General features: G+C 72.2%; 14 protein-coding genes. 3 read left to right on the forward strand and 11 right to left on the reverse strand.

Translation table 11 applies throughout. The features are described from left to right. Positions 1–91: 91 nt before the first annotated feature. Together AB0B94_RS24630 and hisC are read left to right on the forward strand one after the other, a co-directional pair. Positions 92–1,081 carry an RDD family protein gene (locus AB0B94_RS24630; RefSeq protein ID WP_357284754.1) on the forward strand — a complete coding sequence of 330 codons (990 nt, stop codon included), beginning with the start codon at positions 92–94 and terminating at the stop codon, positions 1,079–1,081. Beyond that, positions 1,078–2,181 carry a histidinol-phosphate transaminase gene (gene hisC, locus AB0B94_RS24635; RefSeq protein ID WP_357284758.1) on the forward strand — a complete coding sequence of 368 codons (1,104 nt, stop codon included), beginning with the start codon at positions 1,078–1,080 and terminating at the stop codon, positions 2,179–2,181. The genes AB0B94_RS24630 and hisC overlap by 4 nt, the downstream gene beginning before the upstream one ends. A gap of 49 nt (positions 2,182–2,230) precedes the next feature. On the opposite strand, the gene AB0B94_RS24640 is transcribed toward hisC, so the two are convergent. From AB0B94_RS24640 to AB0B94_RS24680, 9 genes are all read right to left on the reverse strand, one after another. Next, positions 2,231–3,223 carry a hypothetical protein gene (locus AB0B94_RS24640; protein WP_357284761.1) on the reverse strand — a complete coding sequence of 331 codons (993 nt, stop codon included), beginning with the start codon at positions 3,221–3,223 and terminating at the stop codon, positions 2,231–2,233. Positions 3,224–3,245: 22 nt separating this feature from the next. After that, positions 3,246–3,800: a hypothetical protein gene (locus tag AB0B94_RS24645; protein WP_357284764.1), complete on the reverse strand. Its 555-nt coding sequence runs from the start codon at positions 3,798–3,800 to the stop codon at positions 3,246–3,248. A 112-nt stretch (positions 3,801–3,912) separates the two neighbouring features. After that, positions 3,913–6,405, reverse strand: a complete 2,493-nt coding sequence (locus tag AB0B94_RS24650) for an Ig-like domain-containing protein (protein ID WP_357284768.1) — start codon at positions 6,403–6,405, stop codon at positions 3,913–3,915. A gap of 76 nt (positions 6,406–6,481) precedes the next feature. After that, positions 6,482–6,862, reverse strand: a complete 381-nt coding sequence (locus AB0B94_RS24655) for an LPXTG cell wall anchor domain-containing protein (protein WP_357284772.1) — start codon at positions 6,860–6,862, stop codon at positions 6,482–6,484. Between the two features lie 87 nt (positions 6,863–6,949). After that, on the reverse strand, positions 6,950–8,209 hold the full coding sequence (locus AB0B94_RS24660; protein WP_357284776.1) for a PQQ-binding-like beta-propeller repeat protein: 1,260 nt from the start codon (positions 8,207–8,209) through the stop codon (positions 6,950–6,952). 81 nt (positions 8,210–8,290) lie between these two features. Further along, positions 8,291–8,773 carry an SRPBCC family protein gene (locus AB0B94_RS24665; RefSeq protein ID WP_091403139.1) on the reverse strand — a complete coding sequence of 161 codons (483 nt, stop codon included), beginning with the start codon at positions 8,771–8,773 and terminating at the stop codon, positions 8,291–8,293. Positions 8,774–8,917: 144 nt separating this feature from the next. After that, positions 8,918–9,127, reverse strand: coding sequence for a DUF397 domain-containing protein (locus tag AB0B94_RS24670; protein ID WP_030327888.1), 210 nt, complete (start codon positions 9,125–9,127; stop codon positions 8,918–8,920). Between the two features lie 246 nt (positions 9,128–9,373). Continuing rightward, positions 9,374–10,570: a fumarylacetoacetase gene (fahA, locus tag AB0B94_RS24675; RefSeq protein ID WP_357284781.1), complete on the reverse strand. Its 1,197-nt coding sequence runs from the start codon at positions 10,568–10,570 to the stop codon at positions 9,374–9,376. Further along, the gene (locus tag AB0B94_RS24680; protein ID WP_357284785.1) at positions 10,567–11,436 is read right to left on the reverse strand and encodes a hypothetical protein; all 870 of its coding nucleotides are present in this window, start codon (positions 11,434–11,436) and stop codon (positions 10,567–10,569) included. Before AB0B94_RS24680 ends, fahA begins: the two co-directional genes overlap by 4 nt. Before the next feature lie 94 nt (positions 11,437–11,530). Between AB0B94_RS24680 and AB0B94_RS24685 the strand changes: the two genes are divergently transcribed. Next, positions 11,531–12,697 carry a homogentisate 1,2-dioxygenase domain-containing protein gene (locus tag AB0B94_RS24685; protein ID WP_357284790.1) on the forward strand — a complete coding sequence of 389 codons (1,167 nt, stop codon included), beginning with the start codon at positions 11,531–11,533 and terminating at the stop codon, positions 12,695–12,697. Between the two features lie 78 nt (positions 12,698–12,775). Here AB0B94_RS24685 and AB0B94_RS24690 read toward each other — a convergent pair whose 3' ends face one another. Further along, a complete protein-coding gene (locus AB0B94_RS24690) occupies positions 12,776–13,804 on the reverse strand; it encodes a tetratricopeptide repeat protein (protein ID WP_357284794.1) in 1,029 nt (342 codons plus the stop codon). 10 nt (positions 13,805–13,814) lie between these two features. Then, positions 13,815–14,297, reverse strand: a complete 483-nt coding sequence (ispF, locus tag AB0B94_RS24695) for a 2-C-methyl-D-erythritol 2,4-cyclodiphosphate synthase (protein ID WP_238667189.1) — start codon at positions 14,295–14,297, stop codon at positions 13,815–13,817. Positions 14,298–14,306 lie beyond the last annotated feature (9 nt).

Raw genomic sequence — 14,306 nt, forward strand, 5'->3', positions numbered from 1 at the left:
CTGGTGGCGGCGTGAGCGAGCGCAGCGAGCGAACCAGCAGGGTCAGTAGCGTGGCGCCTCGCGCCGTCGCGAAGCGAAGCGGAGCGACGGCGTGAGCGTTCAACCTGGTTGGTACGTCGACCCGTCCGACACCGAGACCCGGCGTTACTGGGACGGCGAGGGCTGGCTCGGTGCGCCGATTCCCGTCGACGCCACCCCACCTGATGGTCCGCCGCCGCCCGAGCCGCCGCCCGCGCCGGTCACCCCGGCCGCGCCCGCGGCGGCGACCACCCCCGAGTCGGCGACTGGCGCGCCGGGTTGGTCGCCCCAGCAGGGCACACCCCCTGGGTACGGCCCGCAGGGGCACGGCCCGGGCTGGGGCCCGCAGGCCGGCCCGCCCGGCTGGGGCCCGCAGGGCAGTCCGCCGGGCTGGACCCCGCCGGGTGCCCCTCCCGGCTGGGCGCCTCCGGCCGGTCACCCCGGCTGGCCCGGACGACCGCCGGAGCCGCTCCCGCACGGTTTCAGGTTGGCCGGCTACGGCCGTAGGTTGGTCGCCCGGCTGATCGACTTCGGCCTCGTCTTCGCACTGAACGTGGTTGTCAACGGCTGGTTCGTCTGGCGCTGGGCTCAGGAGTGGGCACCGTACTGGCAGGAGGTCTTCCGGCGCGCGTCGCGCGGCGACACTTCCGCCGACGGCTTGCCGCTCCCCAGTGAGCAGGCGAATTCTCTGCTGGTGGCGATCCTGCTGATCGCCACGGCGCTCTGGCTGGCGTACGAGGTGCCGACGATGGCTTCCGGCGGGCAGACCGTCGGCAAGCGGGTGATGCGGATCCGGGCGGTGCCGATGGCCGCCGACCAGCCGCTGGGCGTCCGCCGCGCGCTGAGCCGGTGGAGCACGCTGGGCCTGCCGACTCTGCTCTGGTACTGCGCCGGGCTGGGCCTGGTGCTGCAACTGGTTGATTCTCTCTCTCCCCTCTTCGACCACCCCCTGCGCCAGGCGCTGCATGACAAGCGCGCGCAGACGGTGGTCGTCGAGGTCCCCCAGCACATCGATTCCGCCCCCTCGAACGACCGTAACCAGCCCCCGGGAGACACCCCATGACCGACTCCGGACGTCACCAGCCGGCGCTGCGGCTGACCCGCGTCGACCTGGACGCGCTGCCCAGCTACGTGCCGGGGCGCAGCCCCGCCGACCTGGCCCGGGAGTTGGGCCTGCCGGAGGCCATCAAGCTGGCCAGCAACGAGGTGCCGTACGGGCCGCTGCCCGGCGTGGTGGAGGCGGTCACCGAGGCGATCACCACCTCGCACCGCTACCCGGACATGGGTGTGGTCGCGCTGCGGGACGCGCTGGCCCAGCGGTACGGGGTGGACGCCGACCGGATCGCCACCGGCTGCGGTTCGGTGGCGCTGGCCGAGCACCTGGTGCGGGCCACCTGCCTGCCCGGCGACGAGGTGCTCTACTCGTGGCGGTCCTTCGAGGCGTACCCGATCATCGTGGCGACCAGCGGCGCGACAAGCGTGCGGGTGCCCAACGACGCCGCGCACGGGCACGACCTGGCGGCGATGGCTGCGGCGGTGACCGACCGGACCCGGGTGATTTTCGTCTGCAACCCGAACAACCCCACCGGTACGGCGGTGCGCCGGGCCGAGTTGGACCGGTTCCTCGACGCGGTGCCGGACGACGTTCTCGTGGTCATCGACGAGGCGTACCGGGAGTTCGTCACCGACGCGGAGGTGCCGGACGGTCTCGACTACCTGGACCGGCCGAACGTGGCGGTGTTGCGCACGCTGTCGAAGGCGTGGGGCCTCGCGGGGCTGCGCATGGGTTGGCTGGTTGCCCAGCCAGTGGTGGCCGCCGCCATCCGTAAGGTGGCGACCCCGTTCTCCAGCAGCACGGCAGCCCAGGCCGGGGCGCTCGCCGCGCTGACCCAGGTGGCGGAGATGGAGCGCCGCTGCGCCCTTGTCGTCGCCGAGCGGGACCGGGTCACCGAGGCGCTGCGCAAGTTCGTGCCCGAGGTGCCGGCGAGCCAGGCCAACTTCGTCTGGCTGCCGCTGGGCGAGCGGGCCGTGGCGTTCGGCAAGGCGTGCGAGGCGCGCGGTGTGATCGTGCGGCCGTTCGCCGGGGACGGGGTCCGGGTCACCATCGGCACCCCGGCCGAGAACGACGCGTTCCTGGCGGCGGCCGAGGCCGCGCTGGCCTGACCGTCCGGCCCGGTCCGCCCACTCGGGCGGACCGGGTGGAACTTCCGGCTCAGCTCAGCCGGGGTGCTCGCAGCGGCGCCTGCCGGCGGCGGCGCACCACGAGCAGCAGGCCGACCAGGAGCACCAGGCCGACGACGAGCGAAGCGCCGACGATCATCGACAGGTCGTCGAGGCCGAAGGTGCTGGCCGGCTCGCCCGGGTCGGGGAAGGTGATGGTGGCGCTCGCGGTTTCCTTGACCAGCCCGCTGGTCAAAGTCAGGTCCGCCCGCCACGGGCCGTTGGGCAGTTTCGGAGGCAGCGCGATGGTGACCGACCCGGACTGCGCCGGGCCCAGGGTGGTCCCGTCGACAACGTCGAACGGGCCGGCCCGTACGCCCGCCGGCCCCTCGGCCAGCGAGAGCGTGCCGGTCAGGTCCAGCGCCCGGCCACCGGTGTTGCGGACGGCGACGGCCAGGGTGGCCTGCCCCTCGGCGGTCCGACCGGCGGTGAATGCGCCGATGGCGAAGCTGGACGGCGGCTCTCCGCCCGCGCCGACGTCGAGGTAGACCCGAATGCCCACCCGGTGCACCTGGGTGACGTTGCCGCCGTCCTTGGGCTCGGAGGTGACGGCCGCCCAGATCACCGCGTACCGCTCGCCGGCCGGTGCCTTCTTCGGCACCCTGATCGTCGCGGTCAACTCGGACTCGTCGCCGGCTCCGAGGGTGATGGTGGAACGGTCCAGCGATGTCCAGGAGGACAGCTCGTTGGCGCTGCGGCCCTCGCCGAACCGGAACTGTCCGCCGTCGACGGTCGCGGAGGCCGGGTACAGCTCCAGGCGGTACCGGCTGTCGGAGCGGTTCACCACCCTGATCTGGCGGCTGATCGTGCTGCCCGGAGCGAGGTGGTCGATGATGTACGTGTGGGCGCGCGGGTCCGCCCGCCGATCGACAGGCGCTTCCAGCAGTTGGATGCCGATCCTGTCCCGCTCCGGATCGGGCGCGGCCGCCCCGGCGGGTGCCGGGGCAGCCGGGGTGGCGGTGAGCAGCGCGGCCAGCGCCGCCACCGCCAGACGAGGCCCGAGCCGGTCAGGCCACCGAATGTGTCACCGTCCCGGTGTAGGTGCCGACGATCGCCGACGCGGGAACGTTGACGTTGAGCGTCGGCGACCAGGCCACGCTGTTGGTGCCGGTGCCGCCGGTGTGGGTGAAGGCGACGAGCGGGTTGACGGTGTCCAACGGCTCGGCGTCGGCCGAGGTGAGCTGGCCGGGGGTGAAGGTGCCGTTGCCCTGCTGCTCCGCACCCGGGCCGGACCAGTAGTCGATCTGGCTGGCGAGGATCCGCTCGCTGGGGCTGCCGCCACCGGTCTCGAAGTGGGTGGAGGTGACGGTGGCGGTCCACGACGCGTCGGGAGCACCACGCTGGTCGGTCACCCGCACGGTGCCGATGGAGCCGCTGAGGACCGCGCCGGGCAGACCACTGCCGAGGCTGGCCGTCTCGGGAGCGGTGATGTCGAGGCCGGCACCGACCACGTTGAACGTGACGACGGTGCTGTCGGTCGGCGCGGCGACCGCGGGGGTGGCCAGCGCGAGGCCCGCCCCAGCGGCTACGGCGGCGCAGGCCGCCATACGAAGAGAGCGCACAGACTTCCTCACTTCCAGTTCGGGTAACGCCGGTTGGCGGCGGCCACATCAGCCACACGTCTACTTTATGGCTCTTTGTCCAGATTGTGTGATTTTGCGCTCTAAGTACCTCTTACGCGACCGAATGCACGATCGTCGCCTGGTACTCGCCCACCACGAGCGACGGATCCAACGTCACGCTGAGGCTCGGATTCCACGTCACCTCGTTCGGGCCGGTGCCTCCGGTCCAGCGTGCCGCGATCTGCGAGGCCCCCAGAGCCGCACCCGGCTGCGGCAGGAACGTCCCGGTGCCGATGCTCTGCACCGCAGGACCTGAGGAGTACGTCACCGAAGCGCCCGGCACCACCCCACCGCCGGCGTTCGTGAAGCTGGTGATCGAGACCGTCGCCGTCCAACTGCCGGACTGCGCGCCGCGATCGTCGGTGACCATGACGGCGCCAAGCTCCCCGTTGGCGCTCGGAGTGCCCACCCGGACCGTGGGCAGTGCCGCCGTCTCCGGCGCACTTATCGAGAGGCCGGAACCCGCCGCCGGACTGACCACCACCGTGACCCGCCCGGTGGCCCGACCGTCACCCGGGTCCCGGACCGAGTACTCGAAGGTGTCCTCGCCGGCGAAGCCCGCTCCCGCCGTGTACGTGCACCGAACGGGGCCGCACACGAAGCTGCCGTGACCCGTGGCGCCGGTCGCCGGCACGACGGAGAGCGCGTCGCCGTCCACATCGGTGTCGTTGGCGAGCACCTCCACCGCCACTGGTGTCGCGCCTGCCGTCGTCGCCAGGTCGGCCACCGCCACCGGCCGATCGTTGACGGCGGTGACGGTGATGGTGCCGGCCGCCGAGGCGGACCGCCCGGACGGGTCGGAGACGGTGTAGCTGAAGCTCACCGGCCCGTTGACGTTCGGTGCCGGGACGTAGCTGCATGCGCCGGAGGCCGCGCAGGTCAACGTTCCCTGCGCGGTCGGCGTCGGCGTGACGGCGAAGGTGACCTCGTCCCCGTCCGGCTCCACCACGTAGTCACGCAGGGCGAAGGTGAGAACGGTGTCCTCGGCCGTGCCGACCTGGACCGCCTGCGCCTGAGGGCTGTCGTTGATGTCGGTCCGGGTGGGATCCCCCACCCCGGCCGCCGCCGGATCGTCGGTGAGATCCGTGTAGGTGGTGCTCGACGTCGGTGATCCGTAGCTGATGCTCGCCTGGTTGGCCACTGTCGCACCGGGTGCCGGCGAATCCACCACCCGGGCGCGGAAACGCACAGTGCTCACCGCGCCGGTGACAAGTGTGCCGCCCGCCGCAGCCGTCGCCCCGGTGCCCAGGTTCACCAGCAGCCGGTTGCTTGCCGCGACGTAGCTGGCCTGGTCGTCACCAGCCGCATCGGTACGGCTGACACCGTTGACGCTCACTGACCCCGGCACGTACGTGCTGACCGGCGGAATCGCGTCGGCGAGCTGCACCGTGGTGGCGTTCTCGTTGCCGCTGGAGGTGACCGCGACGGTGTACTCGAGTTGGTCGCCGGGTTCGACGCGGCTTCCGCCGCCCACCCGGCCGACCGTCTTGGTGGCGATGACGTCCGGCTCCAGGATGTCGATCGCGGTGAAGAGCGCCATCGGCTCGTACGACTCGCCACCGGTGCTGAACGCGACGGTGGCGGAGGTCTGCGCGTTGCCGATCGAGCCGGCCGGCGCCGCCAGGTAGTCGATGTCGAAGCCGAGTTGGTTGACGTAGTTCGGGTTCTTCGCCGTCACCCGGGAGCCGAGCCGGGTGATCGAGCTGTTGAAGAAGTTGGTCGCCGGGTTCAGGGCGTCGTTCAACGCGACACCGTTGAACGAGATCCCGTCCCCGGTCAGCCCGGCGTCCCCCTCCGAGGCGATCGCCCCGATGCGCGCCGTCACCGCACCTGAGCTGGGGGTACGGAAGCCGGAGATGGTGGTTGTCACCCGGGAGTCGGCCGCGGCGGAACTGATCTCGGCGTACCCGTCGAAGACCGCCAGGTTGCGAAGCGGCTGGGCGGGGTCGCGGATCGCGGCGACCAGGGCCCACCCGCCGCGCGCGTTGGCGCCCAACGTGGTGGTGAGGCCGCCGACCGTGTAGCTACCGCTGCCGGTGACGAGCGACGTCACCTCGGCGAACGCCGAGTACGCGACCCCACCGTTGGTGGCCACCTTGCCGGTGCCGACCTGCCCCTGGAGAGTGGCGTACGACTGACCGGGAGGAGCGAGCCGGATGCTCTGGCGACCGGGGTCACCGCTCGCGGCGCTGCCCATCCACCAGAGGCCAGCCCAGAGCACTGTGGCTCCGGTCGGCACGGTCAGGGTGGCGCTGCTGGAGTTGGTCGTCGCGGCGACGGTGTCCACGTCGACGTAGCGGGCGGTGAAGTCGTTGTTGTTGGCGCTGGTGCCGGTCTGCGCGGTGGCACACGGGCCGGACGGCGTCGAACAGGTCACCAGGGTGTTGCCGGCGAAGATGATGTCCCCGCGCTCACTCTCCTGGAAGCGCGGGGTGAACGGGCGGACCAGAGCCGCCGAGGCGGGCTGCGCGGGCAGGACCACCAGACCACCGAGCAGCACGAGCAGGGCGGCGGCAATGGCCGCCGTTCGTCGGAGAAACCGCATTGAGGCTCAGCCCTTCAGTCTGCTGTCCGCCGACTAGCAGTCTGAAGGATGTATCGTGCTTTTTGTCCGTTTTAACCTAACCAGCCGACCGTCGCCGCCGCAGTAGAACCCCGCCGACCACAAGCGCCGATCCCAGCAGGACCAGGATGACAACCGATGACCCCACACCGGTGACCGGCAACTCGCCGCCGTGCTGCGGTGAGCGGGTCGGTGGCTGCGGTCGGGCGGTCTCGGTGGGTCGTGCCGTCGGCGGCTGGGTGGGCGGGGCCGTGGTCGGCGCCGGACGCACCTCGAACGTCACTCCCGTGCCCGCGCTCGGTGCCACCGCCACAGTGCCGGACGGCTGGCCGGCGGCCTTCGGGGCGCCCGGCGCGAGGAGCGCAGCCGCGAGGACAACGAGCGCGACCAGGCCCAGCCGGCCGGCGAGCGGGATCGCGAGCAGTCGTCGGTGCAGCATGTCGGTTTCCCCCGGATCACCCACAGTGATGTTGAGGGGACCCTATCGCCGAACGTGAGCCAGAACCGTGATTGCGGGTTCCCCGCCTCAGCTCACGGCCAGGATCACCGGTTCGGACGACAGGAAGTACCGCTGGTCATCGGCATCCGGGTCGACCGGTCGCCGGAGTCGTTCCACCGCCACGTAGCCATCTTCGGCGGCCACCGCCCCGGGTGCCCAGCCGGTGCCGTCCGAGCCGACGTTCAGCCGGAAGCGGGACAGCTGCGCACCGCTAACCGGGTTCAGCGTGACCAGGTCGTTCTCCTCGGTGAGCAGGTGCAGGCGGCCGGGCTGAACGGCGAGTACCCGCGCCGCCGGTCCGAGGCCACCGACGCGCCACCGCTCGGTGCCGGTCCGGGCCGAACGGCCCACTACAGTCCCGTCGAGCACCGTCACCGCCTGTTCGTCGACCAGAGTCGCGTCGGCCGGGTCCAGAGCGGTGGCGGGGGCGGGCTCACCCACACCCACCAACCAGCCCCGGCCACCCGCGTCACCCGGCCCGGCGGTCCGCAGGCCGGAGCAGTCCGAGCGGCCGGTACGACAACCGAGCGGAGTCACCACCAACGCGTCCGGGGCCTCCACCGGCCGCCAACGCGACCGGAGCGTGCCGGTGGCCGCGTCCCGGAACTCGACAGCGGCCGGCCCGGCGCAGGTGTCCAGGCCGATCAACTGGCCGGTGAGTGTCGTACCGACGTCACTGCGACAGGCACCGGGCAACTCGACCCGCCACAGTTCCCGACCCTCAGCCAGACCGAATCCACGCGCCTCGCGGTCGCCGGTCACCACCAGCAGCATCCGGCCGTCCGGCAGGGCGGCGCGGTAGAGCCCACGCGGATCCCAGACGGTGGCCGCCCCGGTCCGTCGCACCACCACGTCGGCCTTGGCCGGCACCGGGCCGTCAGCGCGCCACAGCACCCGACCGGTGGACGCGTCGAGCGCCACCACCCGACCGTCGGACCAACGGCTGACGACGGTACGACCGCTGGCCACCACCCCGGTCAGCTCCGCCGGCCACCTCCGGTACGACCAGAACGGCGAGGTCCGGTACCGCCCGTCGACCGGCCGGTCGGCATAGACCTGGCGGTGTGCGGCGTACACCCGCAGTCGTCCGTCGACGATCAACGGGGCGACCGGCAACCGACCGATCACTCCCGGGGCCGGTCGGGCCGGAGCCGGATAGTCGGCCCGTGCCACAGTGCTCACCTCAGCCGGTGCGAGGACCCGGTGGACGATGACCGCGACGGCTGCCGTCGCGAGCAGCGCCGCGACCACGATCGCGAGCCGTCGCCGGCCTCTCGGGAACCTCATGCCGCACCTCCGCCCGGCACCCTACCCAGCGGAGGGGGCCGGACCCCGTTCAGGTCACGGCGAGGGCTGACGGCCTGGCGCTCAGGCGGCTTCGACGGACCCGGTGGCACCGGCCGCCACGGCAAGGTCGGCGAGATCACGCCAGAGCGCCGCCTCGACCGCCCGCGCGGCGAGCCCGCCGAGCAACAGTGCCACCACCCGACCGTACGGAGCGGTCGGCACCGCCTCGTGGGTGACGGTGATCGCGGTGCAGCCCCGACGGCGGCGGCGGACCGGCCGCAGGCTCCAGGTGATGCGGTAGTCGGCGCCGGTGCCGGAGGAACAGAGCACCAGTCGCTGCGGTGCGAGCGCCTCGACCACCAGGAACTCCTCGGTCAACGTGCCGCCGCCCGGCTGGACCCGTTCCTCGCGCCAGGAGGTGCCCGGCCCGAACGAACCCGGGGTGAGCACTTCGATCGGGCCGGCTGCGGTCAACCGGGCGGCGCGGCCGGGCAGGTCGGTCAGCAGACGCCAGACGTCGACAGCGTGCGCCTCGATGATTCCGGTAATCGCCACCGTCGACATGCCACCCTCCCGTGTCCCCGACGGTACGCGGAGTGAGGGTCGGACGGGGCCCCCGGAGCGGAATTTCCACCACCCGGGGGCCACGCTGTCCGATTGGGCGGTCGCTTCGGCACCGGTCGTCGTCGACCGGCGCCGAAGTGCCGGTCAGCGCTCGAAGCGACCGGCCCGAATGGCGCCGATGAACGCTGTCCACCCCGGCGGGCTGACCGCGAGTGTGGGACCGGCCTGGTCCTTGGAGTCGCGGACTCCGACCAGACCATGGACGTCGACCAGGTTGTCCGCCACCTCCACGCAGAGCCCCTGGTCGTTTGAGCGGCTGCTGGTACGCCAGACCGCGCCCGCAAGATCGTGCATCGTCGTTACCTCCGTGTGCGTCGGGATTGCCCCACCGCTGTGGCCGGGCGTGGGCCCGGCCCGTGTGGGACGACTTGATCCGCGTGACCAACGGCGCAACGAGGGCTCTTGATCGCACCCGCTGTGCGATCAAGAGTCCCGTGAACGAGACGACTCGAAGACCAGATGGTCAGAGCGCTCCGGAGCGGGCGCGGTAATCCGACTCGGCAGTGGAAGCCGCTGACGTACTGGGCCGTCGCCCCGGCTTCAACGGGCCGGACGAACAGTGCCGGACACCTCACCGAGGGCGATGGTGGTGCCGTCCGGGCCGGGCGCGGTGGCGGTGATGGTCACCGTGTCGCCGTCGTCGAGGAAGGTACGGCTCTCGCCGCCCACAGTGACCGGCTCGGCCCCACCCCAGGTCAGTTCCAGGAAGGACCCGACCTGTCCCCGGTCCGGGCCGGAGACGGTCCCGGAGGCGTACAGGTCGCCGGTGCGCAGCGAAGCCCCGTTGACGGTGAGGTGCGCCAACTGCTGCGCGGGCGTCCAGTACATGGTGGCGAACGGGGGCTCGCTGACCCGCTCGCCGTTCCACTCGACAGCCAGGCGCAGGTCCAGGCCCAGGTGCGGCACGTCCCGCAGGTAGTCCACCACCGGCGGGTCCTGGTCGGGGGCCGGCACGAAGGCGTCGGCGAGGGCGTCCAGCGGCGTCACCCAGGCCGAGACCGAGGTGGCGAACGACTTGCCGAGGAACGGGCCGAGCGGCTGGTACTCCCAGGCCTGGATGTCCCGGGCCGACCAGTCGTTGACCAGCACCACCCCGAAGACGTGCTCGGCGAAGTCGTCTACGGAAACCCGGTCACCCAGCGCGCTGGGTACGCCCACCACGAAGCCGACCTCGGCCTCGATGTCGAGGCGTACCGATGGGCCGGTGACCGGACCCTCGGCGGAGGCCCGCTGCCCGGTCGGCCGGGTCACCGGCGTGCCGGAGACGACCACGGTGCCGGCCCGCCCGTGGTAGCCGATCGGCAGGTGCTTCCAGTTGGGCAGCAGCGGCGGCTGACCGGGGCGGAAGATCTGCCCGACGTTCGACGCGTGGTGCTCGGATGAGTAGAAGTCAACGTAGTCGGCCACCTCGATGGGGAGCAGCAACTCCACGTCGTCGAGGGGCACCAGCAGCGGCTCCACCGCCTCCCGGTGCGCCGGGTCGGTCAGCAGCTCGGCGATCCGCTGCCGTGCCGCCGTCCACTGCGGACGCCCCAGGGCCATGAAGTCGTTGAGCACGGGCCGGCACAGCGTGCCGGCGGCCAGCACCAGCTCGGCGGCCTCGGCCGCCGCGAGGTCGAAGACCCACGACCCGATCCGTACGCCGATCCGCGACGGGCCCCCGTTCTGCCGGAACACCCCGTACGGCAGGTTCGTCACCCCGTACGGCGAACCGTCGGCGCCGGTCACCCAGGTCATGCGTCGTAGCCCCCGTTCACCAGCCCAAGCCGGATCAGATCGGTCAGTGGTTCCAGGATGCTGCACGAGCCGAAGCCCACCCACAGGGGGCGAGGCCCGTCCAGCCGTGCCGTCGTGCGCTCCACCAGTGGGCGCGGGTCGACCACTGTGAGCAGTTCGGCGACTGAGCGCACACCGTCGCCGTCGGCGGCGGCCAGTGTCGCGGCCAGTACGTTGGCGTAGCCGTGGTGGGTGAACCCGGTCTCCGGGTCCAGGTGTCGGATCGCCTGGTGCAGTCCGGCGGTGAGCTTGAACGGCAGGCCCCGGTCCCGGCAGGCACAGATCACAGTGGCCAGCTCGGTCGGGGTGGGGAAGAGTTCGGCGGCCAGGCCGCCGGTGCGGAACTTGGCCGCGATCGGCACCCCGTCGGCCCGTGCGGCGACGAGCGCGTCCAGTGCGCCCATCAGTCCGAAGGTCAGCGGCAGTTCGGCGTAGACGGTTTCCACGCCCGGTAGCGCGTCGGTCAGGCGCAGCAACTCGGCGATGCCGGGCAACGGGTCCTCGCCGCGCTTGGCAACCGCCACCTCGACCTGACGCGCGGTGACGCCGTCGGGGGCGAGAAACGACAGCGCGAGCGGCAGGTTCCCGACCCCGGTGTCGCCGATCACCCCGACCACCAGGCCCTCGCCCGGGTCGACGAGACCGCTCAGCTCACCGGCGCCCACGTCCGAGGCGGGGACCAGCAGTGGGCCGACCAGGTCGGCGTACCAGGCGGCGCGGTGTTGGCGGTGGGCGACCAGTGCGTCGTGCAGCGCGGCGCTGCCCGGCGGGAAGACGGCGGCGTCGTCCACCAGGCCGTGGAGGAGTGCTGGCACCTGCGTTGACACGGAACAAGAATGTACGGGACGCTACGAGGAACGGACAACAGCGTCCGATTATCGGACGCCTTCGGCCGGTGAACGGGAAATATCGGGAGGCGAGATGCCGTACTACCGCAGCGTCGGCGAGGTGCCGCGCAAGCGCCACACCCAGTTCCGGCAGCCCGACGGCAGCCTCTACGCCGAGGAGCTGATGGGCCAGGAGGGCTTCTCCTCCGACTCGTCCCTGCTCTACCACCGGCACGCGCCCACCGCGATCCTGGCCGCCGACGAGTTCACCCCGCCCGCCTTCACCCGGGCACCGAACCTGCCGCTCAAGCCCCGCCACCTGCGCACCCACAAACTGGACACCGGCGGTTCCGACCCCATTCTCGGCCGGCAGTACCTGCTCGCCAACGACGACGTGCGGATCGGTTACGTCGTCGCCGACCGACCCTCACCGCTGTTCCGCGACGCCACCGGGGACCACTGCCTCTACGTCGAGTCGGGCACCCTGCGGGTCGAGTCTCCGTTCGGCGTGCTGGACGCGGTCGCCGGCGACTACGTCGTCATCCCCACCTCGACCATCCACCGGCTGGTGCCCTTCGGCGACCAGCCCGTCCGGCTGCTCGCCGTCGAGGCGTCCGGGCACATCGGCCCGCCCAAGCGCTACCTCTCCGTGCGCGGCCAGTTCCTGGAGCACTCGCCGTACTGCGAGCGGGACGTGCGCGGCCCCGACGCCCCGCTGCTGGTCGACGGCGATGAAATCGAGGTGCTGGTCCGGCACCGGCGCGGCTGGACCCGCTACGTCTACGCCCACCACCCGTTCGACGTGGTCGGCTGGGACGGGCACCTCTACCCGTGGGCGTTCTCCATCCACGACTTCGAGCCGATCACCGGCCGCATCCACCAGCCCCCGCCGGTGCACCAGACCTTCCAGGGGCCCAACTTCGTCATCTGCTCGTTCGTGCCGCGCAAGGTCGACTACCACCCGCAGTCGATCCCGGTGCCGTACAACCACCACAACGTCGACTCCGACGAGATGCTCTTCTACACCGGCGGCAACTACGAGGCGCGGCGCGGCTCCGGCATCGAGCAGGGCTCGATCTCCCTGCACCCGTCCGGTTTCACCCACGGCCCCCAGCCGGGTGCCGCCGAGCGTTCCATCGGCGCGGACTACTTCGACGAGCTGGCCGTCATGGTCGACACCTTCCGCCCGCTGGATCTCTGCGACGCCGCCAGCTCCTGCGAAGACGAGGGGTACGCCTGGACCTGGGCGCGTTCTGCCTAGTCGCCGTTGGGGGTTTCACCGGTCGAGCTGAACGACGCTTATTGATCATGCTGGCGGGCGCGGCCCGACGCCTGGTGGTTAGCGGATCGCCGTTCGGGTGAAGACCGCGAACTCGGCTACCGCGGTGACCGCGATGGCCAGCACCAGGGGCCACGGGGAGCCGACCACGGCGTACACCAGCAGCAGCAGCGGCGCGGCGGCAACGGCGTAGACGGCCAGGGCCATCGCCCGGTCCGAGTGCAGCAGGGCGGGCAGCACGGTCCGGGTCAGCCCGGGCAGCCGAGCCGCGAGCTGCCAGACGACGATCCCGCCGGTGAGGGCGGCGAGCACCGCCAGGACGCGGGAGAACCCGTCGCTCGCCGACGCCGCGAACGCGACCAGCACCGCCGCGACCAGCGACCACCCCGCGCCGTAGAGCACCAGGCGGTGCAGCCCGTACGCGAGGGTCCGTGGCGAGTCGATCCGGCTCGGGCTGACCGTCACCGCCTCCGCGACGTGCTCCAACGCCTCCGACCAGCGGCGCTGCTCCAGCCGCATGACGCCCACGTCGTGGCCGGCCTCGCCGATCCGTGGGTCGAGCCGCAGCGCCTCCCGGTAGGCCCGCTCGGCCAGGTCGAACAGGTTCAGGCGGGCGGCGACCAGGCTGAGCACCAGGTGCGCCTGCGGCTCCTGCGGGGCCAACTCGACACCGCGCCAGGCCGCGTTCAGCGCCGGCTGACCGTTGCGGGCGCCGGCCAGGATCGCCGCCGCGCTCCGCTGGGCGTACGCGTCGGCCGGGCCCAGGGTGAGGATCCGATCGGCGGTGGCGGCCGACTCGCTGTAGCGCTCCAGGTCGGCCAGGGCCATGCCCCTGGCGGTCAGCGGCGGCAGGGCCTCCGGTGCGGCGGCCACTGCCGTGTCGGCGGCGGTGAGCGCCTCGGCCGGGCGGCCGGCGGCCAGGTGCACCCGGGCCAGCATGGTGAGCGCGTCGACGTCATCCGGCTGGAGGGCCAACCCGTAGGCCAGTTCCCCGGCCGCCTCGTCGTAGCGGCCGAGTTCGGCGAGGAGTTGGGCCCGCTGGACGTAGCCGTCGGCGGCGGACTGGTCGGGGGCGGGGTCGCTGGACATCGCGGCGAGCTTAGGCGGCCGACGCGTCGTACACCAGGGCCACCGCGACCCCGGCCAACCCTTCCTCGCGGCCGGCGAAGCCGAGCCCGTCGGTGGTCGCCGCCGAGACGGTGACCGGGGCACCGACAGCGGCGGAGAGGACCTCCTGCGCCTCCGCCCGGCGCCGGCCGATCTTGGGGCGGTTGCCGATGACCTGCACGGACACATTGCCGATCTCCAGACCGGCGGCGCGCACCCGACGGGCCGTCTCGGTCAGCAGAGCCACCCCGGACGCGCCGGCCCACTCCGGCTGGCCCACTCCGAAGGCGGAACCGAGATCACCGAGACCGGCGGCGGAGAGCAACGCGTTGCAGGCGGCGTGCGCGGCCACGTCGGCGTCCGAGTGCCCGGCGAGGCCGTCCTGGTCGGGCCAGAGCAGCCCAGCCACCCAGCACGGCCGGCCCGGCTCGAACGCGTGCACGTCGGTGCCGATGGCCACCCGGGGAACGATCATGAGCAGAGG

The organism is Micromonospora sp. NPDC048986 (assembly GCF_040649335.1).
Taxonomy (GTDB): Bacteria; Actinomycetota; Actinomycetes; order Mycobacteriales; family Micromonosporaceae; genus Micromonospora; species Micromonospora alfalfae.